Genomic DNA, 22,584 nt, shown 5'->3' on the forward strand with positions numbered 1-22,584 from the left:
GCTGGTGGCGTCCCGTCTTTTTTCCTAATCCTTCTGGCCAGAGGGGACATATGAAGCCGATCAGGGACGCCATCGCCGCACTGGGCACCGATCTGGGACCGGACATACTCGGCCAGTGCCGGGCGCTGTTCGATGCCGAGCAGGCGGCGCTGGCGGCGGCGATCCCGGTGTCGCAGGCGGACATCCCCTATGGTCCGGACGCCCGCCACCGGCTCGACCTCTATGCCCCCAAGGGCGATGCCCCCGCCCCCATTCTGGTCTTCGTCCATGGCGGCGGCTTTCTGAAGGGCGACAAGGGCAGCGCCGACGCCTGGCCCAATGCCAATGTCGGCCGGATGGCGGCGCAGGCCGGTTTCCTGGGCGTCGTCATCAATTATCGCCTTGCCCCCGACCATGGCTGGCCCGCCGGGGCGGAAGATGTTGCGGCCGTCGTCGCCTGGCTCAAGGATCATGCCGCCGAGCATGGCGGTGACCCCGATCGCATCGTCCTGATGGGCACGTCGGCCGGCGCCGTCCATGTCGCGGGCTATCTGAAACTCGCCGGATCGGACGCCGTGCGCGCTGCCGTGCTGCTGTCGGGCCTTTATGGTTATACCCCGCTCGATCCGCGCGACATGCTCTATTATGGTGAGGCTTCGCTCTACCCGGAACGCATGCCGCTGGAAGCCATTGCTTCGACCGACCTGCCGCTGCTGATCGCCTGCGCCGAGTTCGACCCGCCCCGCTTCCAGGCCGAGTTCCTGAGCCTGTTGCAGGACCGGCTGGCGCGCCATGGCGCCATGCCGCGCGCCTTCATCCAGTCGGGCCATAATCATTATTCCATGGCCATGCATCTGGGCACCGCCGATCGGCGGCTGTTGCAAGAAATCTGCGCCTTCGTGCGCGAAACCACTGCCTGACAATTATAATAGGAGAGACGGAACATGCTGGATCGCCGCACCCTTCTGGCTACCGGCGCCGCGCTGATGGCCGCCCCCGCCATTGCCGCGCGCAAGAGCGCCAACCCCAATTTCCCCAAGGGCTTCTACTGGGGCGCGGCCACCGCGCCGCATCAGGTCGAGGGCAATAATATCGCCAGCGACCTGTGGTTCGTGGAGAATCAGCAACCGACCGTCTTCTCCCAGCCCTCGGGCGATGCCTGCAACAGTTTCGCGCTGTGGGAAACCGACCTCGACCTCGTCAAGGCCATGGGCCTCAACGCCTATCGCTTCGGCATCGAATGGGCGCGGATCGAGCCGGAAAAGGGCCTCTTCTCCCAGGCGATGCTCGATCATTACAAGGCGGTGATCGACGGTTGCCATGCCCGCGGTCTGGCCCCGATCGTCACCTTCAGCCATTTCACCGCGCCGCGCTGGTTCAGCGCGCAGGGCGGCTGGACCAACCCGGAAAGCGCGCAGCTTTTCGCCCGCTATTGCGACAAGGCGATGCGCGCGCTGGGCCAGGGCATCGCAAGCGCCATCACCCTCAACGAACCCAATATCCTGCTGCTCCTGAAGCCGATGCTGCCGCCACAGGTGTGGGACATCCAGAAACTGACGCTGGAAACCGCGGCCAAGCGGCTGGGCGTGCCCAAATATGTCTGCGCTAATGTCGCCGGCTTCGACGATCTGCCCGCGCTCCAGACCGGGCTGGAAGCCGCGCACAAGGCGGGCAAGGCGGCGATCAAGGCGGTGCGCGGCGACCTGCCGGTCGGTTTCTCGCTGGCGCTGATGGACGATCAGGCGGTCGGTGCCCATTCGGTGCGCGATGCCATGCGCAAGCAGCTTTATGGCAACTGGCTGGAGATCGCGAAGGGCGACGATTTCATCGGCGTCCAGAATTATGAGCGTGCCCTGTGGGGCGACAAGGGCCGCCTGCCCGCGCCCAAGGGTTCGGCCGTCAACTGGTCCGGCACCGAAGTCTGGGCGCCCTCGCTCGGCGGCGCGGTCCGCTTTGCCCATGAAGCGACCGGTGTGCCGATCCTGGTGTCCGAACATGGCGTGGGCAGCGACGATGATGCGGTCCGCGCGAAGTTCATCCCGGAGGCATTGGCGGGGCTCAAGGCCGCGATCGACGATGGCGTGCCGGTGCTGGGCTATTGCCACTGGTCGCTGCTCGACAATTTCGAGTGGATCTTCGGCTACAAGCCCAAATTCGGCCTGCACAGCGTCGATCCGGTGACCTTCGCCCGCACGCCCAAGCCCAGCGCCGCCGTCTATGGCGCGATCGCCCGGCGCAACGCGCTCTGACGGGGGAGGATCGCCATGAAGCGCCTTGTGCTGCTCCCGCTGCTGCTGGCCTCGCCCGGCATCGCCCAGATGCCGACGCCCGTGCCCGCCACGGCCCCGGCCGAACCCGATGCCATCCCGCTCTATCCCGATCTCAAGGCGCCCAAGGGCATAACCGAAAATTGGGTGCGCTTCGGCGACGATCTGGCGGTACGCAACGTCACCGTGCCGACCATCACCCCGGTCCTGCCCGATCCGGCGAAGGCAACTGGCGCGGCGGTGATCGTCGCGCCCGGCGGCGCCTTCATGCTGCTGTCGATGGATCATGAGGGCTGGAATGTCGCGCGCTGGCTGGCCGATCATGGCGTCGCCGCCTTCGTCCTCAAATATCGGCTGAACCAGACCCCGGCCGACACGGCCGAGGCATCGGCCTATATGGGCAAGCGCATGGCGGAATCGCTCAGCGATCCCAGCGTCCCGCCGACGATCAGCGAGCCGCGCGCCACGCTGGATGCACTCGCGGCACTGAAGCGGGTGCGGGCGGGCGCTGGCCAATGGGGCATCGATCCCCGGAGGGTCGGCATGATCGGCTTTTCCGCCGGCGCCATGACCGTGATGAACGCCACGCTGGAGGGCAAGGGCGCGGATCGCCCGTCCTTCATCGGCTATGTCTATGGCCCGATGCTGGCGCGCGACGTGCCCGCCGACGCGCCGCCGATGTTCGCGGCGATCGCCAATGACGACAGCCTGTTCCCCAATCCCTCCTATGCGCTGGTCGAAAGCTGGCGCCGGGCGCATGTGCCGGTCGAACTCCACGCCTATGAGCGCGGCGACCATGGCTTCGGCATGGGTAAGCCGGGCACGACGACCATGGGTCTGCTGCCGCAATTTCTGAGCTGGATGGACATGCGCGGCCTGCTCACGAAGGCGGGGCAATGACCGGCGCCGTCTCGATCCGGCGGGAGGCGGCGATCAGCGTCGGCATCAATGGCGCGCTGAGCCTGGCCTTCTTCCTTGCCTTGTTCGGCACCCAGCCCCGCCTGCTCGCCTGGGCGGCGCCGGATCGGCTGGCGCTCGATTTCGTGCCGCAGAGCATTGCCGTTGCACTGATGAGCGCGCTCGTCCCGGCACTGATCGCGCGCAAACGGGTGGGTGGCGCCCTGCGCCCGATCCTGCTGCGCGCCGCCGGCTTTGCGCTGGCCGGTGCCGCGCTGGGCGGGCTGCTGTCGCTCGCGACCGGTGGCCTGCCGCCGATCGGCTGGGGCGCCGCGCTGGCCATCAAGATTGCCTATGGCGGCGCGCTCGGTGCGCTGGTCGCCAGCCTGGCGCTGCGGCGGATGCTCTCGTCCGCCCCAATCATCTGACATGAGGATCGCCCCGATGACCTTCCGTTCCCTGCGTCTCGCCATGCTGCTGGCCGGCACTGTTCTCGCCATGCCGGCCCAGGCCGACGATCTGGCCGACGGCTTCAACAATCCGCCCCAGTCGGCCCGGCCGCGCGTGTGGTGGCACTGGCTGAACGGCAATGTGACAAAGGACGGGATCGACAAGGATCTCGACTGGCTGGCGCGCATCGGCATTGGCGGGGTGCAGAATTTCGACGCCAATCTGCAGACGCCGCAAATCGTCAAGGAACGGCTGGTCTATATGACCGACGGCTGGAAGGACGCCTTCCGCCACGCCGTCCAGACCGCCGATGCCAAGGGGCTGGAATTCGCCATCGCCGCCTCGCCGGGCTGGAGCGAGACTGGCGGCCCCTGGGTCAAGCCGCAGGATGCGATGAAGAAGCTGGTCTGGGCGCAAACCGAGGTCGAAGGCGGCAAGCGGATCAAGGGCACCCTGCCCGCCCCGTCCAATGTGACGGGCGCCTTCCAGAGCGCGAAGTTCAGCGATCCGCTGGCGGGCGACGCGGAGATACCGGACCAGCCGCGCGCCTATGGCGAGGCACGGGTGCTGGCCTATCCGATCGCCGAGGCCGCCCTGCCGACGCCGCATATCCTTGATGCTAATGGCCAGCCGATTGCGGGCGCCGCGGCGCTGGACGACAGCGATCTGGAAAGCGTGGCGCAGATGGCCAAGGGCGATGAAGCGCATCCCGGCACGCTGATCCTTGATTATGGCAAGCCGGTCACGGTGCGGTCGGCAAGCCTGTTCGTGCCCCATGCCCGCCCGCCCTTCGGCGACCCCGCCTATCGCCCGACGATCGAGGCGGAAACGGCGCAGGGCTGGCAGCCGCTCGGTCGCTTCTCGCTGACCGAAGTCGCCTCCACCACCAGCTTTGCGCCGGTCACGGCGCAGCGCTTCCGGCTGGTCCTGTCGCCCAATGACGCCGCCAAGTCGCCGGGCCTGGGCGATGGCGCGCCCGGTGCGGTGATGATCGACGTGTTCGGCCGCCCGGCCAGCCAGACGCTGGGCATCGGCGACCTGCGCCTGTCAGCCGAGGCGCGGATCGACCAGTTTGAAGCGAAGGCCGGCTATGCCATCGCATCCGATTATAACCGCCTGAACATGGGTCTGGCCGATGCGCCGGCGATCGATCCGGCCAGGGTTATCGACCTGACCGACCGGCTGCGTCCCGATGGCACGCTCGACTGGACCGCACCCAGGGGCACGCGCTGGCGCATCGTCCGCATGGGCTGGTCGCTGACCGGCAAGACCAACCATCCTGCCACGCCCGAAGCCACCGGGCTGGAGGTCGACAAATATGATGCGGCGGCCGTGCGCCGCTATCTCGAAACCTATCTCGCCATGTATCGCGATGCGGTCGGCGCCGACTGGATCGGCAAGAAGGGCATCAGCGCGCTGCTGACCGACAGTATCGAGGTGGGCGCGTCCAACTGGACACCGCGCATGGTGGAAGAGTTCAAGGCGCGGCGCGGCTATGATCCCGTCCCCTTCCTGCCGACCCTGACCGGCGCAGTCGTGGGATCGGCCGCGCGCAGCGATGCCTTCCTGCATGATTATCGCCAGACCCTGGCCGATCTGCTGGCCGACGCCCATTATGGCACGGTGGCGAAGGTCGCGCATGAGCATGGCCTGACCGTCTATGGCGAGGCGCTGGAAAATGGCCGGCCGGTGCTGGGCGACGACCTGGCGATGCGGTCGCATACCGATGTGCCGATGGCGGCGATGTGGACCTTCAATCGCGGCAGCGCACCGCGCCCGACGCTGATCGGCGACATGAAGGGCGCGGCGTCGGTCGCCCATATCTATGGCCAGAATATCGTGTCGGCCGAAAGCATGACGTCGGCCTTCGCGCCCTGGGCCTTTGCCCCGGCCGACCTCAAGCGCGTGATCGACCTGGAATTCGTGTCCGGCGTCAACCGGCCGATCGTCCACACCTCCGTCCACCAGCCGGTGGATGACAAGGTGCCGGGCCTCAGCCTCATGATCTTCGGCCAATATTTCAACCGCCACGAAAGCTGGGCCAATATGGCCAAGCCCTGGGTCGACTATATGGCGCGCACCGGCTTCCTGTTGCAGCAGGGCCGCGACCATGCCGACATCGCCTATTTCTATGGCGAGGATGCGCCGATCACCGCGCTGTTCGAACATGGCGTGCCGGCCGACCTGCCCAGCGATTATGCCTATGACTTCGTCAATGCCGAGATTTTGGCGACCAGGGCGTCGGTGCAGGATGGCGACCTGATCGCCGGCAAGGCGCGCTACAAGGCGCTGTATCTGGGCGGATCGAGCAAGGTGGTGACGCTCGCCACCCTGCAGCGCATCGCCGCGCTGGTCGAGGCTGGCGCTACCCTGATCGGCACCGCACCCGACCGCGCGCCCGGCCTGCAGGATGATCCCGCCGCCTTCCGCGCGCTGGTGGCGAAGCTGTGGAGCGGTCAGCCGGTCGGCAAGGGCAAGGTGATCGCCAGCGCCGATGTCGACGCCGCGCTTGCCGGCACGGGCATCGGCGCCGATTTCCGCGTGACCGGCAGCAGCGATGCCGGTGCCTATCGCTTCCTCCACCGCGCTTTGCCCGATGGTGACCTCTATTATGTGACCAATGGCAAGGCGCAGGCCGAGCATGTCGAAGCGCGCTTCCGCGTCACCGGCCGCCAGCCCGAAATCTGGCGCGCGATCGACGGCAGCGCCGCGCCGCTGTCCTACCGAACCGAAGGCAGCGACACGGTCATCCCGCTCGATGTCGGGCCGGAGGATGCCGTCTTCATCCTGTTCCGCAAGCCGGCGCAGGCCCCCAGCCGGACGATCGCGCCGGCGGCCGTAAAGCAGGTCGCCACCCTGTCGCAGCCCTGGACCGTGCGCTTCCAGTCGGGGCGCGGCGCACCGGCCGAGATCGCGATGCCGACGCTGACGGCGCTCGACAAGAGCAGCGATCCGGGTGTGCGCTATTTCTCGGGCGAGGCGACCTATGCCAGCAGCTTTACCCTGCCCAAGGGCGCCAGGCCCGGCGCGCCGCTGTGGCTTGATCTCGGCAGCGTCGGCGATGTCGCAGAGGTGCGGGTCAATGGCCAGGTCGCGGGCACCAGCTGGTTCGCGCCCTATCGGCTGGACGTCGGCAGACTGGTGAAGCCCGGCCGCAACGCGATCGAGGTGAAGGTCGCGAACCTGTGGGTCAACCGCCTGATCGGCGACCAGCAGCCCGGCGCGGACAAGATCACCTTCACCGCCGCCCCCACCTATCGTCCCGATGCACCGCTGCGTCCGTCGGGCCTGATCGGGCCGGTCACGCTGTCAACCGAACAATAAGCAAAGCGCACACGGATGCTCGCTTGAACGCGCGAAAGTCGCCGCCTATCAGGCGGTCATCATGACCGACGATCAGCAGAGCATCCGCGCCATCCTCGACCGGCTGCGCGCGCCGGCGGGCAATCCCGTGGCCCGCGCCCGCTGGCTGGTCGAACGGCAGGTGCCCGAAGCGCGGCGCGGGCCCGGCTGGGACCGGCACTGGCGCGAGCTGGAAGCCTATCTGGACAGCCCGGTCAGCTGGTCGGGCAATCGCGATGCGGACGGGATCGAAGGGTGGGACGATGACGTCTGACCGGCTGATCGACATGATGATCGCGCGGCTGGTGATCGCCCATGGCAAGAGCAAGCATCATTGGCGCAAGGCGATCGGTCCGGTCCGAATCTACAGCCGCGCTACCCATCCCCATTGCAACTGGGCCTTCACGCCGAGCGGCACGCCGGGCGAGATATCGGTGATCGAAACGCTGCTGGACGATCTGCACCTGCGCCATCCGCTGATCGATCGGTAACACCAAGCCCGCGCGGCGCTTGAGCGTTGCAAGGTGCTGATGCGCCAGCATCACTGCACCTTGTCAAAAACAAAGAGGCGCGGACGGCCGGTCGCCATCCACGCCCCCTTGCGACCCCGAAGGGATCGGAATCAGCCGGCGAGCTGCGTTTCCAGTTCGCCCAGCACGCGATAGCAGTCGAACACCTTGGCGACCGAGCTGTTGGGCTCACGGCCCTCGCGGATCGCGCTGATGAACTCGCGGTCCTGCAATTCGATGCCATTGTTCGAGATGGCGACGCCGGCCAGGTCGATCGGCTCTTCCTTGCCGTTCACCAGATCGTCGTAGCGCGCGATATAGGTGTCGGTATCGCCGATATAGCGGAAGAAGGTGCCCAGCGGTCCGTCATTGTTGAAGCTCAGCGACAGGGTGCAGATGGCGCCGGTCTCGCTCTTCAATTGGATCGACATGTCCATGGCGATGCCCAGTTCCGGATGGATCGGCCCCTGCATCGCGTGAGCGGCGACGATCTTGCCCGCCTGATAGGCGAACAGGTCGACCGTGTGCGCGGCATGATGCCACAGAAGATGGTCGGTCCACGACCGCGGCTCGCCCTTGGCATTGATATTCTTTCGGCGGAAGAAATAGGTCTGCACGTCCATCTGCTGGACGTTGAATTCGCCCGCCTGGATGCGGTTGTGGACGAACTGATGCGACGGGTTGAAGCGGCGGGTATGGCCGACCATGCAGACAAGGCCGGTTTCCTTCTGCTTCGCGAGCACCGCCTGCGCATCGGCCCAGCTGTCGGCGAGTGGGATTTCCACCTCGACATGCTTGCCCGCATTCATGCAGGCGATCGCCTGTTCCGCGTGCATCTGGGTCGGCGTACACAGGATCACCGCATCGACATCGTCACGCGCCAGCGTCTCGTTGAGGTCGGTCGTCACATGGCCGATGCCATATTTCTCGGCGACCTTCTTCGTCGCCTCCAGTTCGCGGCCGATGATCGAGGTGACGGTGACGCCGTCGATATTCTTGAGGCCATCAAGATGCTTTTCGCCAAAGGCGCCGGCACCGGCGAGGGCAATACGCATGGAATTTTCTCCATCTAAAGCCCCTCCCTGGAAGGGAGGGTTGAATAGAGACACCTGTCTCTATTCAAGGGTGGGTGCCTCCGAAGGAGGCTCGCTACGCTCGCACCCACCCCCGGCCCCTCCCTAGAAGGGAGGGGAGGCAGGAGTGCGAACCGAAATTCAGTCCATCGGTTCGAGCACCAGGTGCCCGACCGCGGTGTTGGAAGCAGGAACATGATAATGGCGGTGCAGCGGCCGGACCTTGTCGCCCAGCGCCCCGCGCATGATCAGCCACATGACCATCTCGATCCCTTCGGACCCGGTCTCGCGCAGATATTCGATATGCTCGATCGCCCGCAGCGCCTCGCCATCGTCGCTCTGGCTCATCAGGTCGAGGAAGCGATTGTCCCACTCGGCATTGATGAGACCGGCACGCGGGCCCTGAAGCTGGTGGCTCATGCCGCCCGTGCCCCAGATCTGCACGTTGAGATCCTCGGGGAAGCTCTCGACCGCGCGGGCGATCGCCTCGCCCAGCCGCCAGCAGCGATTGCCCGATGGCGGCGGATAGGTGACGACATTGACCGCGACCGGGATTACCCGGCACGGCCAGGCGTCGGGCTGGCCGAACATCAGGCTCAACGGCACGGTCAGGCCATGGTCGACATCCATCTCGTTGATGATGGTCATGTCGAATTCGTCGAGGATCAGGCTTTGGGCGATGTGCCAGGCCAGGTCCGGCTCGCCGATCACGTCGGGCACCGGGCGCGGCCCCCAGCCCTCGTCGGCCGGCTTGTAGCGTTCGCCACAGCCGATCGCGAAGGTCGGGATGATCTTCATGTCGAAGGCGGAGGCATGGTCATTATAGACCAGGATCACGACATCGGGCTTTTCCTGCGCGATCCATTGCCGCGACCAGTCATAGCCGGCGAACAAGGGCTGCCAGTAAGGTTCGGCGGTCTTCTTGAGGTCCATGGCAGCGCCGATGGCGGGCACATGGCTGGTGGCGACGCCGGCAGTGATGCGGGCCATCAGCGTTTCTCCTTGATGGAGCGGACGCCCTGAGGCGAGCGGCCGCCGGCGATCATCATCGCCTGATAGTCTTCCGGGCTCATCCCGGTCATGGTGCCGACCGCCTGCAGGAAGCTGAGGCCGTCGGTCGAGAACACCTTGGCGAGGAAATAGATGTTCCCGCCCAGGTCCAGGCAGCGATTATAGTCGCGGTCGAGGATCGCCTGTTTCTGCGCCTCGGTCATCGGCCATTCGTCGATATAGGCGCGCTCGCCGGCCAGCCAGCGGACGCGGTTTTCCGCCTTCATCAGGCTCATCGCGAACTGGTTCATCCAATAGCCCTGTCGCGCCCGCGCCGCCGTATAGACGCGGGTGCCGGGGATATCGTCGAACTCGGCGAGATATTCGTGGATATCGATGCTCATCTCATCCTCTCTTGGCATCCATCCCCCGGCCCTTCCTTCCAACAAAGGACCGGGGGATGAACGCGCCCCTCCGCGGGGATAGGGTTACAGGCTGCGGTTACAGGCCGCGCGCCTTCAATTGCGCGTCGAGCCGGGGGAAGACCCGGCGGGCATTGCCCTCGAAGATCGCGGCACGCTCGCCCTCGCTGATGTCCAGCGCATCGACATAGCGCTTGGTATCGTCGAAATAATGACCGGTGGTGGGATCAATGCCGCGCACCGCGCCGACCATTTCCGACCCGAACAGGATATTCTTGTTGTCGATCACGTCGGCCAGCAGGTCGACGCCGGGCTGATGATAGACACAGGTGTCGAAGAAGATGTTGTTCATCAGATGGGTCGACAGGTCGGGCTTCTTCAGCATGTCGGCCAGACCGCGATAACGGCCCCAATGATAGGGCACCGCGCCGCCACCATGCGGGATGATGAACTTGAGGGTCGGGAAATCCCTGAACAGGTCGCCTTCCAGCAACTGCATGAAGGCGATGGTGTCGGCCGCGATATAATAGCCGCCGGTCGCATGCATCGCCGGATTGCAGCTGCCCGACACATGGATCATCGCCGGCACGTCCAGCTCGACCATCTTCTCGTAGAAGGGATACCAGTAACGGTCGGTCAGCGGCGGATGCTGGAAATGACCGCCGCCCGGATCAGGATTGAGGTTGCAGCCGATGAAGCCCATGTCGACGCAGCGTTCCAGCTCGGCAATGCTGTTGGCCATGTCCGCCTTGGGCGACTGGGGCAGCATGCACACGCCGACGAAGGTTTCGGGGAACAGGCCGACGACGCGCGCGATCAGGTCGTTGCAGCGCATCGCCCATTCCTTCGCCACCGCCGCGTCGCCAACATGAGGGGCCATGGCCGAAGCGCGCGGCGAGAAGATGGTGAGGTCGGCGCCGCGTTCCTTGATCAGGCGCAACTGGTTCGCCTCGATCGTCTCGCGGATTTCGGCATCGCTGATGTCGGGATAGGCGGGGGCAGGCACGCCCGCCTTGAACGCCGCCTTCTGCTCCTCGCGCCAGGCGTCATGCCCCTTGGGCAGCACGGTATAATGGCCGTGGCAGTCGATAATCATGGTCATGCCGGGTCGGCCTTTCCTGTCTGTTCTGCTTTTGCTTGGATGATGCTGTCGATCTTGGCGCCCAGTCCTTCGGGCGGCGCCTTCAGGCCGAGCGTGCCGATCGCCTGCTGGCGCTCGACCGTGCCGCGCGTCATCGCGGAACCGGTGCCAAGGCCGTCGAGCGTCTTGACCACCTCCGCCATCTCGGCCGCGCGGCGCAGCCCGTGGACCATCATGCGGTCGAGATTATAGTCGGCGCGGATATCCCAGGGACGCGGCTTCTCGCTGGCGTCGAGCGATCCGATCACCTCGTCCAGCACACCCGCCGCATCGGCCGCCAGCATGCATTCGGCGGTCAGCGCCTCCAGCCCCTTGACCATCACCGACCGGATCATCTTGATCGCCGACGCCCGACCGACGGCTTCGCCGACGACGCGGATATTGGTGAATCCCAGCCGGGCCAGCCCTGCCCGCGCGGCATCGGCATGGCCACCGCTGACCAGCAGCGGCACGTTCAGCCGGGCCGGATCGACCGGCGCCATGACGGCGACATCGACATAATGGCCACCGGCCGCCTCGATCGCGCGGGCTGCCGCCTGCTTGGTTTGCGGCGCGACGCTGTTGAGATCGCAATAGAGCGCGCCGGGCGCGATATGGGCGGCGGCGGCCTGCGCCACGGCGAGCGCCTGGTCGGCGGTGACGAGCGACAGGATGACGGTGACGGGCGTGACGGCATCGGCCAGCGTCGGCACGGCCCGGACGCCGGCCCTGGCACAGCGCGCCAGCATCGCATCGCGGGTGGCGCCGACATCCGTCTGGATATCATAGACGCGGGCCGCGTCGATCCAGTCCCCCGCCATCGCAAAGGTGGACCCTGCCTCGCCAAATCCGATCAGACCGATTTCCTGCTCCATGGCGGGTTGGATGACGGATCATGTCTGATGCCGCCAATCGAATCCGCTGGACCAGTATAAGATTTTACGAATTCATATGTGCCGCAGCCTGATCGATCGCGGCCATGAACTGCTGCTGCAACCGGGTCGGGCGCCAGTCGGCCCGCGTCGTGAGGCCGATGGTCCGGCTGATCGCACCGGGTGCCGGGCCGATATCGATCAGCAGCCCCGCCTCCAGCTCCAGCGCCAGCTGATCGTGCGACAGCAAGGTCAGATACTCGCCGCCGACCAGCAATTGCCGGATCGTCATCACCGATCCGCATTCGATCGGCACCGCCGGCAGATCCCCGCCGAGCGCCGCAAACATCGCCTGCCACAATTGCCGCAGCGGCGTTCCCTCCGGCGGCAATATCCAGGGATAGCAGCGCAGCGCATCGGCGTCCCAGCCCGCCGCCAGCGCATGGCCGCGCCGCGCCAGGATGGTCGGCTGATCCTCGAACAAGGGCCGTTGCGCCAGGTCCAGCGCCATGGCGGGATCGCGCAGCGCACCGACCATCATGTCGATTTCGCCATCGCGCAGCGGGCCGACCAGTTCGGCATGCGATCCTTCATGCACGCTGATGTCGACCTGCGGAAAATCGGTGCGGAACCGGGCGATCGCATCGGGGATCAGGCGCGCGCGCGACAGCGGCATCGCGCCGACCAGGATGCGCCCGCCCTCCTGCCCGCGCAGGTCGGCCAGATCCTCCAGCCCCTGCCGCAATTCCGCCAGCGCCAGCCGCAGCCGCTGCGCCAACACCGTCCCGGCCCTGGTCAGCATCACGCCACGCCCGCGCCGGTCGACCAGCCTTTGCCCCAGCGCCAGCCCCAGATCGCCGACCGCGCGATGCAGCGAGGGTTCGGCCACGCCGGTCGCCACCGCCGCCGCCGCATAGCTGCCGCCGCGCGCCAGCGCGACGAAGGCGCGCACCTGCGCCGCCGTCACCCGGTTGCTGCCGATCAGCCGCAGCGCCGCATCAATCCGGGGCTTCAGCCGTTCCGCCGGTTCCAGCGCGACCATGCCGCCGGGCTGACGCGCGAACAGCGACAGGCCCAGTTGCGCCTCCAGCTTGGCGATCCCCTGGGTCACCGCCGGCTGGGTCAGATTGACCGCGCGCGCCGCCAGGCTGACGCTGCCAAGCTCCACCACGGCCGCCATCGCGGCGAGATGACGGATATTGAACTGGTCGGGGTTCATGTCCAACACTTAGCAAAAATTTATGCACTGGTTCCAGTTCGGATTTGAGCATCGCGCTGCACCTGTCCACATCGCTGTCAACTTATGCGCTAGGAGAAGGCTTGATGTCCGGCATTGTCGTCCAGAATATCGAACGGGCGGACCTCGCCGTCATCGATGGCCTCGCCAAGGCGGGCGTCGCCACCGTCCACGAAGCCCAGGGCCGCAAGGGCCTGCTCGCCCCCTATATGCGCCCCATCTATCCGGGCGCCCGCATCGCCGGCAGCGCGGTGACGATCTCCACCCCGCCGGGCGACAACTGGATGGTCCATGTCGCGATCGAACAGCTGAAGGAAGGCGACATATTGCTGCTCGCCCCGACCAGCCCCTGCACCGACGGCTATTTCGGCGACCTGCTCGCCACCTCTGCCCAGGCACGCGGCTGCCGTGGCCTCATCATCGACGCGGGCGTCCGCGACGTGCGCGACCTCAAGCAGATGAACTTCCCGGTCTGGTCCAAGGCGGTCCATGCCCAGGGCACGATCAAGGGCACGCTGGGATCGGTCAATATCCCGGTCGTGTGCGCCAATGCGCTGGTCAATCCGGGCGACGTGATCATCGCCGACGATGATGGCGTGTGCATCGTGCCGCGCGCCGACGCCGCCGCCGTGCTGGAAAAGGCGCAGGCCCGCGAGGCCGCCGAGGAAGCCAAGCGCGTCCGCCTGGCCGCCGGGGAACTGGGCCTCGACATCTACAATATGCGCCCGCGCCTGCAGGAAATGGGCCTCAAATATGTCTGACGTCCAGACCTGTGCCCGCGTCATGTGGATGCGGGGCGGCACGTCCAAGGGCGGCTATTTCCTTTCGGAAGACCTGCCCGCCGACAGTGCCGCGCGCGACGCCTTCCTGTTGCGGGTCATGGGGTCGCCCGATCCGCGCCAGATCGATGGCATGGGCGGCGCCGATCCGCTGACCAGCAAGGTTGCGGTCGTCAGGAAATCCGATCGGGAGGGCGTCGATGTCGACTATCTCTTCCTCCAGGTCTTCGTCGATCAGGCGATCGTCAGCGATGCGCAGAATTGCGGCAATATCCTGGCCGGCATCGGCCCCTTCGCGATCGAGCGTGGCCTCGTTGCCGCGCAGGACGGCGAGACCCGCGTCGCCATCTTCATGGAAAATACCGGACAGATCGCGATCGCCACGATGCAGACGCCCGGCGGCACGGTCCGCTATGATGGCGAGGCCAGGATCGACGGCGTGCCCGGCAGCGCCGCGCCGATCCCGCTGGAATTTCGCGATACCGCCGGCTCCTCCTGCGGCGCGCTGCTGCCGACCGGCAACGCCTTTGACGAGGTCGAGGGCGTGCGCGTCACCCTGATCGACAATGGCATGCCCTGCGCCGTCATGAAGGCGCAGGATGTCGGCATCACCGGCTATGAGGACCGCGACACGCTGGACAAGGATGTTGCGCTCAAGGCCCGGATCGAGGCGATCCGATTGGCTGTCGGCGAACGGATGAACCTGGGCGACGTCAAGGAAAAGTCCGTTCCCAAGATGATGCTGGTCGCCCCGCCCCGCGATGGCGGCGCGGTCACGGTGCGCAGCTTCATCCCGCATCGCGCCCATGCCTCGATCGGCGTGCTCGGCGCGGTCAGCGTCGCCACCGCCTGCCTGATCGAGGGGTCGCCCGCAGCCGAAGTCGCCTCGATACCTTCGGGCAACCGCAAGACACTCTCGGTCGAGCATCCCACCGGCGAGACGACCTGCGTGATGGAACTGGACGAGAGTGGCGCGGTGATCAGCGCCGCCATGCTGCGCACCGCGCGCAAGCTGATGGATGGAGAGATTTTCGCATGACCGCCCCTGAACCTGGCCGCATCATCAGCTGGCACGGCAATCCGTCCAAACCGCGCTACACCCCGCCGGCCGGCGCGATCGACGCCCATTGCCATGTGTTCGGCCCGATGGCGCAATTTCCCTTCAGCGCGAAGGCGAAATATCTGCCGCAGGATGCCGGTCCGGACATGCTGTTCGCGCTGCGCGACCATCTGGGCTTCGCCCGCAACGTCATCGTCCAGGCAAGCTGCCACGGCACAGACAATGCCGCGACGCTGGATGCCATCACCAAGTCGAACGGGAAGGCGCGCGGCGTCGCCGTGGTCGATCCGGCCATTTCGGAGGCCGATCTCGCTGCCCTGCATGAGGGCGGAATGCGCGGCATCCGCTTCAATTTTTTGAAGCGCCTGGTCGATGACGCGCCCAAGGACAAGTTCCTCGAAGTGGCCAGGCGCCTGCCCAAGGGCTGGCATGTCGTCATCTATTTCGAGGCCGACATTCTCGAAGAACTGCGCCCCTTCATGGACGCAATCCCGGTGCCGCTGGTGATCGACCATATGGGCCGCCCGGACGTGACCCAGGGGCCGGATGGCGCCGACATGAAGGCGTTCCGCGCCTTCCTCGACAGCCGTGACGACATCTGGTTCAAGGCGACCTGCCCGGATCGGCTCGATCCAACGGGCGATCCGTGGAACGCCTTTGCCGAAGCGGTCGCGCCGCTGGTCGCCGATTATCAGGATCGCGTGTTGTGGGGCACCGACTGGCCGCACCCGAACATGCAGGATGTGATCCCCGACGACGGCCATCTGGTCGACATGATCCCGCGCATCGCCCCGACGGTGGAATTGCAGCGCAAGCTGCTGATCGACAACCCCATGCGGCTCTACTGGCCCGAAGAATTATAAGGCCACAGCCGGTTTCCAATCAGCACACGGCCGCTCCGTCTGGGGCGGCCGGTTGCATTTGCGCAACAGGCTTCTCGCAAATGCAAGTCAACAGAATTGCGAACGAATATCAATATCGCTATGGGCGCCCCATAAACGAGTCACGGGGGATCCCATATGAAGAAGTTCATCGCATTGAGCGGCGCGGCCCTGATCGCGCTGTGCCATGGCACTGCCTGGTCGGCAGAGGCGGCCGCTGCGGACGCCCCCCGCACTGACGAAGACAGCATCGTCGTCACCGCCGCGACCACCGGGTCCAAGACCGATACGGCGCTGGTCGAACTGCCCCAGCCGATCAAGGTCATCACGTCCGAACAATATCTGTCGCAGGGCGCGATCAGCATCAGCGACACGGTGAAATATGCCGCCGGCGTGCTGGCCAACCCCTATGGCCGCGATACCCGCGTCGATGGCTTCAACGTCCGTGGCCTGGACGCGCTGCAGTTCCGCGACGGCATGCGCGACATCTTCAGCTATTATGCGTCGATTACGTCCGACCCCTATAATTTCTCGCGCGTGGAAATCCTGCGCGGCCCGGCATCGGTGCTGTTCGGCCAGGGGTCGATCGGCGGCCTGGTCAACCTGGTCAGCAAGACGCCCGATTTCACCACGCGCGGCGAACTCAACCTCGTCTATGGCAGCTATGACCGCAAGGAGGCGATGGGCGACGTCAATGTCGCGCTGGCCGACAATCTGGCAGTGCGCTTCGTCGGCCGCGTCCGCGACGCCGACACCTATGTCGACCATGTCCCCGACGACCGCGTGATGTTCGCGCCCTCGATCCGCTGGCAGCCGACGCCGGATACCGACATCGTGCTGACCGGCCTGTATCAGGAGGATGATACCGGCTCGACGTCGCAGTTCCTGCCGATCGTCGGCACCTTCATGCCCAACAATGTCGCGGGCGAGCAGCTCGATCGCTACACCTTCGTCGGCAAGGCCGGCTGGGATCGCTATGATGGCCGGTCGCTGCAGGGTGGCGGCTCGATCACCCACCGCTTCTCCGACAATGTGAAGCTGAGCCTCAAGGCGCGCTATATCGACAGCGACCTCGAATATAACACCCATTATGCCGACAGCTATACCAACCCGCAGGATCCCTTCTCGGTCTATGGCACCGACGGGCGCACCATCGCGCTGACAGCCGACGCCAGCGACGCGCGGATGAACGTCTTTTCGACCGACAACAACGTCCAGTTCAATTTCAACACCGGCGCCAATATCGAGCACAAGCTGCTGGTAGGCATCGACTATAGCTGGAACAAGGTGTCCAAGCGTTATGCCGGCGGCTATGAACTGGTCGACCTTTACGACATCGATTATGATGCGCTGGCGACCTATGATCCGACTGGCCCCTTCACCAGCGACAGCCAGAAGCAGTTGGGCGTCTATGTCCAGGACCAGATCCGCTTCTATGACCGGGTATCGGTCGTGCTGGGCGCCCGCCGCGATCGCGTGACCGGCTCTTCGGGCCAGAAGGACAACGCCACCACCTTCCGCGCCGGCATCATCGGCGAAATCGGTGCCGGCATCTCGCCCTTCTTCAGCTACACCGAAAGCTTCCTGCCGGTCGCCGGCCGGATCGACAATGGCGATGGCAGCTATGGCGATGCCTACAAGCCGCAGACCGGCACCCAATATGAAGCCGGCGTGAAGTGGCAGCCCGCCCCCAGCACCCTGGTCACCGCCACCGTGTTCAAGATCAAGGAGCGCAACCGCGTCCTCTATCTCGCAGCTGGCGGCACCGAACAGTCGGGCGTGCTCAACACCAAGGGCTTCGAGATCGAGGCGAGCCACACCCTGCCCGGCAATTTCGAACTGCTGGCCAATTATGGCTATTCGAAGCTGAAGTCGGAAACCAACACCAGCCTCGACTATATGCCACGCCACACCGCGTCGCTCTGGTCCACCAAGACCTTCGGCCTGGCCGACGAGGCGCAGCTGCGCCTGGGCGGCGGCGTTGTCTATAGCGGCAAGAGCGTGTCGACCAGCGCGATCTGGTCGATCGTCACGCCGTCGCGCACCACCGTCGATGCGCTGGCGGAAATCACCTGGCAGGACTGGCGCTTCGCGCTCAATGCGACCAACCTGCTCAACAAGAAATTCTACGCGTCCTGTCTGGCGCGTGGCGACTGCTTCATGGGCGCGCCGCGCAACGTCATGGGCACGGTCGGCTTCCGTTTCTGAGGAGAGAGACTATGCTGAAATGGACTAGTGCGCTGCTGGCGATCGCCTGCCTGCCCGCAATGGCGCAGGCGCATGAAGTGTGGGTCGAACGGGACGGCGCCGGCCCGGCGCGCATCTATCTGGGCGAACCGGGCGATCCGCTGCCCGAGGGTGGCGATCCCGAGTTCGAGAAGCTCAAGGCGCCCAAGCTGGTGCCCGCCTCCCCCGCCGCGCAGGTGCGCAAGGCCGGCTATATCGAAGTCGCCGTGCCTGCCGGCGACGTGCGCGTGATCGACGACAGCGTGTTCGATCCCTGGGGCGAGGAAGGCAAGAAGGAAGGCGTGATCTATTATGCGCGCGCCGGCCGCAGCGAGGCCAAGGCCGGGATGCCGCTGGAAATCGTGCCGACCGCTGCGGGCGCCAACAGCTTCACGCTGGTCCGCGACGGCAAGCCGCTGGCCGGGGTCAAGGTAACCGCGATCTCGCCCGACAAATGGTCGAAGGGCTTCGTCACCGACGCCCAGGGCCGCGTGACCCTGCCGATCAGGGAAAAGGGCCGCTATATCCTGACCGCGACGCAGGAGGAAAAGGGCGACCTCAGCCTGCGCGGCGCCAAGGTGGCGACGCTCTACAACATCGCCACGCTGACCTTCGTCAATAACTGACACTGGAGCGGCGCGGGCCATCGACCCGCGCCGCCGCCTCATGCGGCGAGCGCCGCCAGATCCGCGTCCAGCGCGTCGAGCGCCGCATCGGTGAACTGCGACGGGGCAAAGGGCTGGATCGCGCGGAGCGTCATGCCCCTTGCCATCGCAATGCGCTGGTCATCCGCCACGCCGGGAAAATAGCGATCGAGCAGGCTGCGCGTCTGCGGATCGGCCAGCAGCACGCCGATCTTCGTGTGCGTGGTCGACAGCATTTCGTCCTGTGGTTCCACCTGCGCTTGCGGCGTCTGCCCTGCAACGGGGAAAGCGCCCGCCTCACCCCGATCGGCCAATGCGGTGGTCGATGGCGTCAGTATCAGGTGCAGGTCGGCCAGCCCGCGAATGATGAAGCTCGGCTCGAAATGCAGGTCGCGGGCACCGGGCGGGCCATGGCGGGTCGGGTCGAGTTCGATCGCGCTGCTATGCTCCAGAAACTTCTCCAGGATGATCCGCACCTCGACACGGGCGAGCGGCGCGCCGGCGCAGACATGCTTGCCCCGGCCGAAGGCGACATGCTCGCGGATGCGGGGGCGATCCAGTTGCAACTCTGCCGGCGCGTCCCAGCGCGCAGGATCGCGATTGGCCGCCGCCAGTGCCAGCAATATGCAGGTACCCGCCGGCACCAGCCGATCGCCGATCCGGGTATCGCGCCGCGCGACCCGCGCCGTCTGCTTGCTCGATCCCTCGATCCGCAGCACTTCCTCGATCAAGGCCGGGATCAGCGCCGGGTCGGCGCGCAATTGGTCCTGTAGCCCCGGCTGATCGACAATATGGCGCATGGCGTTGCCCAGCAGCTTGGCGCTGGTGTCCTGCCCGGCGCCGAACAGGAAGGTGGCGAGATTGACGATCTCCGCCACGCTGGGCGTGGTCCCGTCGGCATATTTGGCCAGCGCCAGCTCGGTCAATATATCCTCGCGCGGATGACGCCGCCGATCCTCGACATAGGCGGCGAAATAGGAACCCATGACGATCAGCGGATGCCCCTCCCCCGCATAGTCATTGTCCGCCGCGTCCAGGCTGCCGGGCGGCGGCGCCGCATCGATCACATCCATGAAGCGCTGGCGATCCTCCGCCGGCACGCCCAGCAGATCGGCGATCACCAACGTGACGAAGGGCGTGGCGATGTCCCGGATCAGTTCGGTCCGCCCCCGCGCCACCGCCTGGCGCACCAGATGGTCCGAATAGTCCGATATGAAGCGCTCGTTCGCCTTGAGGCGGGACGGGGTGAACAGCCGGTTGACCAGCCCGCGCAGCATTGTGTGGGGCATGTCGTCCAGCCCGACCAGCATCGTGCCGCCGGGAAAATCGGGCCGATGCGCTTCAAGCTGCGCGCTGATGTCGCTGCCTTGCGGGTCAAAGGGCAAGGGCGCCGCGGCCCCCTGCAGCGCGTTGACGGCGGAAAAATCCTGGGCATTGGCGAGGACTTCGAGCGTTTCGTCAAAGCCCGTGACGATCAGATAGTCCCGTCCCGGCGGCTGATAGACCGGGCCATGTGCCCGGACCGCCTCGAAAAAGGCATAGGGATCCTGCAATATGCCGCGATCGGTAAAATAATCGCGCGCCTCCAGTGCCACCATCATCTCTCTCCCATGCTGCCGTCACGCGCGCAGGAGCGATCGCGCAACCACATATGATACACAGTAGATCATATGTGGTTGCGGTCAAGTCAGGGATGTTAGGCCGCCGCGCCCTTGAGGAAGCGGATCATGGACGAGAAATCCTTGCCCCCGGCGCCGGCATTGACCAGCGCCTGATAGAGCGATTCCGCCGCCGCGCCCATCGGCACGCTGGCGTCGACGCCATGGGCGGCCTCCACCGCGAGTTTCAGATCCTTGAGCATCAGCGCATTGGCGAAACCGCCTTCATAGTCGCGGTCGGCCGGCGTTTCCGGACCGACGCCGGGTACCGGGCAATAGCTGGTCATCGACCAGCTCTGCCCCGACGCCTTGGACGAGATGTCGAAGAAGGTCTGGAGATCGAGACCCAGCTTTTCGGCGAGGGCGAAGGCTTCGCAGGTGGCGACCATGGTGGCGCCCAGCAGCATGTTGTTGACGATCTTCGCCGCCTGCCCCGCGCCCGCCGCGCCGGCATGGATCACCGCCTTGCCCATCGCCTGCAAGATCGGTTCGGCGCGGGCGAAGGCGGCATCCTCGCCGCCGACCATGAAGGTCAAGGTGCCGCCATTGGCCGCCGCGATGCCGCCCGACACCGGCGCATCGACCATGGCGAGGCCATGCTCGGCCGCCTGTTCGATGACGGCGCGGGCCGATGCGACATCGATGGTCGAGCAATCGATCAGCAGCGTGTCCGGCCCGACCGCACCCAGCAATTGCTCGCCATAGACGGCGCGGACATGCTTGCCGGCGGGCAGCATGGTGACAACGATGTTGACAGCTTTAACGGCTTCCGCGGCGGACGCGGCGCGGGTGCAACCGGCCGCCTCGGCGCGGGCCAGCGCGGCTTCGGACAGGTCGAAGGCGGTGACGTCATGCCCCGCCTTCACCAGATTGGCGGCCATGCCGCCGCCCATATTGCCAAGGCCGATGAAGCCGATGCTGCTCATGTCTGTCCTCTCCTATTATTCTATCAGAACCTGTCTGGAAAATGCGCGGAAGAGCGCATTTTCGATGCGGCACCAGCCCGCACCCCCACCCGACCGCCCAGACATGGTACCCTGATGGGTGGTCGGGTGGGGGTGCGGGCTGGTGCGGATGCGCCAACGGCGCATTTCCAAATACATTCTCAGGCGTCGACCGCCGCCTGGGGCAGCGGGGTCCAGCGCTCGCCGTCCGGCAGCGGCGCGAAGATCGCGTCGACCAGCTGGTCGGTCACCGCCTCCACCGTCGGCGGATTCCAGCGCGGCTGGTTGTCCTTGTCGACGATCAGCGCGCGCACGCCTTCGACAATGTCGGGCCGGGCGATGATGCGGCAGGCGAGATCATATTCCATCGCCATATTGTCGACGAAGCGGGTCAGGCGGCTGGCCTGCGCCAGTTGCCGCAGCGCGACCTTCATCGTCTGGGGCGATTTGGTGTCGAGCGCGGCAAGCTGCGCCTGCGCCCAGTCCGATCCGTCGGCGCGCAAGGCGGCATAGATATCCTCCAGCCGGTCGCTGGCGAACAGCCGGTCGATGTCCGGCAGGCGGTTGGCGAAATGGCTGTCGGGCGGCATAGCGGCGAAGCGCGCGAGCGCGGCGCCGATATCGGACGGGTCGGCGATGATCACGGCCTTCGCCTCCTCCAGCCGGTCGCTCGGCAGATAGTCGGTGGCAAGGTCGAGCGCGATCGCGTCCGCGCCGTCGATGCGCGCGCCGGTGACGGCGAGATAGCGGCCCGACCGGCCCGGCAGGCGGGAAAGATACCAGCCGCCGCCGACATCGGGGAACAGGCCGATGCCGGTTTCCGGCATGGCATAGACGGTGCGTTCGGTCGCGACGCGATAGCGCGCCGGCTGGGCGATGCCGACGCCGCCGCCCATGGTGATGCCGTCCATGAAGGCGATCACCGGTTTCCCATAGGTGAAGAGCAGATGGTTCAGGCGATATTCGGTCGCGAAGAAATCGCGTGCCGCCAGATTGTCGCCGGCCGCGCTTTCCGCGATCAGGCGGATGTCGCCGCCGGCACAGAAGCCGCGCCCTTCGGCATGGTCGATCATCACCGCGCGGATCGTCGGATCATCCTGCCAGGCGAGCAGCGCATCGGTCATGGTCGCGCACATGGCGCGGGTCAGGGCATGGATCGCCTTGGGCCGGTTCAACCGCAGGCGGCCGACGCCGCCCTCCACCGCAATCAGCACGTCGTCGGTCATGGTCGTCC

Annotated in this window: 21 protein-coding genes; 12 read left to right on the forward strand and 9 right to left on the reverse strand. The window is 66.0% G+C overall.

What is annotated here, in order from left to right; genetic code table 11:
* Nucleotides 1–50 precede the first annotated feature (50 nt).
* The 7 genes from U0025_RS15935 to U0025_RS15965 all read left to right on the forward strand — a co-directional run bounded on the left by U0025_RS15935 (nucleotide 51) and on the right by U0025_RS15965 (nucleotide 7,426).
* Complete coding sequence (locus tag U0025_RS15935) at nucleotides 51–899, forward strand: alpha/beta hydrolase (protein WP_004208421.1); 849 nt, start codon at nucleotides 51–53, stop codon at nucleotides 897–899.
* A gap of 24 nt (nucleotides 900–923) precedes the next feature.
* Entirely contained in the window at nucleotides 924–2,228 is a 1,305-nt protein-coding gene (locus U0025_RS15940) for a family 1 glycosylhydrolase (protein ID WP_004208422.1), read from the forward strand.
* 15 nt (nucleotides 2,229–2,243) lie between these two features.
* The gene (locus U0025_RS15945) at nucleotides 2,244–3,146 is read left to right on the forward strand and encodes an alpha/beta hydrolase (protein ID WP_004208423.1); all 903 of its coding nucleotides are present in this window, start codon (nucleotides 2,244–2,246) and stop codon (nucleotides 3,144–3,146) included.
* Nucleotides 3,143–3,571 carry a hypothetical protein gene (locus tag U0025_RS15950; protein WP_004208424.1) on the forward strand — a complete coding sequence of 143 codons (429 nt, stop codon included), beginning with the start codon at nucleotides 3,143–3,145 and terminating at the stop codon, nucleotides 3,569–3,571. Before U0025_RS15945 ends, U0025_RS15950 begins: the two co-directional genes overlap by 4 nt.
* A gap of 16 nt (nucleotides 3,572–3,587) precedes the next feature.
* Complete coding sequence (locus U0025_RS15955; protein ID WP_004208425.1) at nucleotides 3,588–6,917, forward strand: glycosyl hydrolase; 3,330 nt, start codon at nucleotides 3,588–3,590, stop codon at nucleotides 6,915–6,917.
* A 61-nt stretch (nucleotides 6,918–6,978) separates the two neighbouring features.
* Nucleotides 6,979–7,209, forward strand: a complete 231-nt coding sequence (locus tag U0025_RS15960) for a hypothetical protein (protein ID WP_004208426.1) — start codon at nucleotides 6,979–6,981, stop codon at nucleotides 7,207–7,209.
* The gene (locus U0025_RS15965) at nucleotides 7,199–7,426 is read left to right on the forward strand and encodes a hypothetical protein (RefSeq protein ID WP_004208427.1); all 228 of its coding nucleotides are present in this window, start codon (nucleotides 7,199–7,201) and stop codon (nucleotides 7,424–7,426) included. Before U0025_RS15960 ends, U0025_RS15965 begins: the two co-directional genes overlap by 11 nt.
* Before the next feature lie 131 nt (nucleotides 7,427–7,557).
* Here the strand turns inward: U0025_RS15965 and U0025_RS15970 are convergent, their stop codons facing one another.
* From U0025_RS15970 to U0025_RS15995, 6 genes are all read right to left on the reverse strand, one after another.
* Nucleotides 7,558–8,499 (reverse strand): Gfo/Idh/MocA family oxidoreductase, encoded by a 942-nt coding sequence (locus U0025_RS15970; RefSeq protein WP_004208428.1) that lies wholly within the window; start codon nucleotides 8,497–8,499, stop codon nucleotides 7,558–7,560.
* 159 nt (nucleotides 8,500–8,658) lie between these two features.
* Nucleotides 8,659–9,507 carry a class III extradiol dioxygenase subunit beta gene (locus U0025_RS15975; RefSeq protein WP_004208429.1) on the reverse strand — a complete coding sequence of 283 codons (849 nt, stop codon included), beginning with the start codon at nucleotides 9,505–9,507 and terminating at the stop codon, nucleotides 8,659–8,661.
* On the reverse strand, nucleotides 9,507–9,911 hold the full coding sequence (gene ligA / locus U0025_RS15980; RefSeq protein WP_004208430.1) for a protocatechuate 4,5-dioxygenase subunit alpha: 405 nt from the start codon (nucleotides 9,909–9,911) through the stop codon (nucleotides 9,507–9,509). The genes U0025_RS15975 and ligA overlap by 1 nt, the downstream gene beginning before the upstream one ends.
* 97 nt (nucleotides 9,912–10,008) lie before the next feature.
* The gene (locus U0025_RS15985; protein WP_004208431.1) at nucleotides 10,009–11,031 is read right to left on the reverse strand and encodes an amidohydrolase family protein; all 1,023 of its coding nucleotides are present in this window, start codon (nucleotides 11,029–11,031) and stop codon (nucleotides 10,009–10,011) included.
* A complete protein-coding gene (locus U0025_RS15990; protein WP_004208432.1) occupies nucleotides 11,028–11,924 on the reverse strand; it encodes an NAD(P)-dependent oxidoreductase in 897 nt (298 codons plus the stop codon). Before U0025_RS15990 ends, U0025_RS15985 begins: the two co-directional genes overlap by 4 nt.
* Nucleotides 11,925–11,988: 64 nt before the next feature.
* Nucleotides 11,989–13,140, reverse strand: a complete 1,152-nt coding sequence (locus U0025_RS15995; RefSeq protein ID WP_004208433.1) for a LysR substrate-binding domain-containing protein — start codon at nucleotides 13,138–13,140, stop codon at nucleotides 11,989–11,991.
* Nucleotides 13,141–13,244: 104 nt separating this feature from the next.
* Between U0025_RS15995 and ligK the strand changes: the two genes are divergently transcribed.
* The 5 genes from ligK (at nucleotide 13,245) to U0025_RS16020 (ending at nucleotide 18,730) form a co-directional block, all read left to right on the forward strand.
* On the forward strand, nucleotides 13,245–13,919 hold the full coding sequence (gene ligK, locus U0025_RS16000) for a 4-carboxy-4-hydroxy-2-oxoadipate aldolase/oxaloacetate decarboxylase (RefSeq protein ID WP_004208434.1): 675 nt from the start codon (nucleotides 13,245–13,247) through the stop codon (nucleotides 13,917–13,919).
* Entirely contained in the window at nucleotides 13,912–14,976 is a 1,065-nt protein-coding gene (locus tag U0025_RS16005; RefSeq protein ID WP_004208435.1) for a 4-oxalomesaconate tautomerase, read from the forward strand. The genes ligK and U0025_RS16005 overlap by 8 nt, the downstream gene beginning before the upstream one ends.
* Complete coding sequence (locus U0025_RS16010) at nucleotides 14,973–15,860, forward strand: amidohydrolase family protein (RefSeq protein ID WP_004208436.1); 888 nt, start codon at nucleotides 14,973–14,975, stop codon at nucleotides 15,858–15,860. Before U0025_RS16005 ends, U0025_RS16010 begins: the two co-directional genes overlap by 4 nt.
* 156 nt (nucleotides 15,861–16,016) lie before the next feature.
* Complete coding sequence (locus tag U0025_RS16015) at nucleotides 16,017–18,086, forward strand: TonB-dependent siderophore receptor (RefSeq protein ID WP_004208437.1); 2,070 nt, start codon at nucleotides 16,017–16,019, stop codon at nucleotides 18,084–18,086.
* Nucleotides 18,087–18,097: 11 nt separating this feature from the next.
* The gene (locus U0025_RS16020; protein ID WP_004208438.1) at nucleotides 18,098–18,730 is read left to right on the forward strand and encodes a DUF4198 domain-containing protein; all 633 of its coding nucleotides are present in this window, start codon (nucleotides 18,098–18,100) and stop codon (nucleotides 18,728–18,730) included.
* A 38-nt stretch (nucleotides 18,731–18,768) separates the two neighbouring features.
* Here the strand turns inward: U0025_RS16020 and U0025_RS16025 are convergent, their stop codons facing one another.
* The 3 genes from U0025_RS16025 to U0025_RS16035 all read right to left on the reverse strand — a co-directional run bounded on the left by U0025_RS16025 (nucleotide 18,769) and on the right by U0025_RS16035 (nucleotide 22,576).
* Nucleotides 18,769–20,346, reverse strand: a complete 1,578-nt coding sequence (locus tag U0025_RS16025) for a cytochrome P450 (RefSeq protein ID WP_004208439.1) — start codon at nucleotides 20,344–20,346, stop codon at nucleotides 18,769–18,771.
* 98 nt (nucleotides 20,347–20,444) lie between these two features.
* Nucleotides 20,445–21,332, reverse strand: coding sequence for a 3-hydroxyisobutyrate dehydrogenase (gene mmsB, locus U0025_RS16030; RefSeq protein ID WP_004208440.1), 888 nt, complete (start codon nucleotides 21,330–21,332; stop codon nucleotides 20,445–20,447).
* Nucleotides 21,333–21,511: 179 nt separating this feature from the next.
* On the reverse strand, nucleotides 21,512–22,576 hold the full coding sequence (locus tag U0025_RS16035; protein ID WP_004208441.1) for an enoyl-CoA hydratase/isomerase family protein: 1,065 nt from the start codon (nucleotides 22,574–22,576) through the stop codon (nucleotides 21,512–21,514).
* Nucleotides 22,577–22,584 lie beyond the last annotated feature (8 nt).

This window comes from Sphingobium yanoikuyae, assembly GCF_034424525.1.
Taxonomy (GTDB): domain Bacteria; phylum Pseudomonadota; class Alphaproteobacteria; order Sphingomonadales; family Sphingomonadaceae; genus Sphingobium; species Sphingobium yanoikuyae.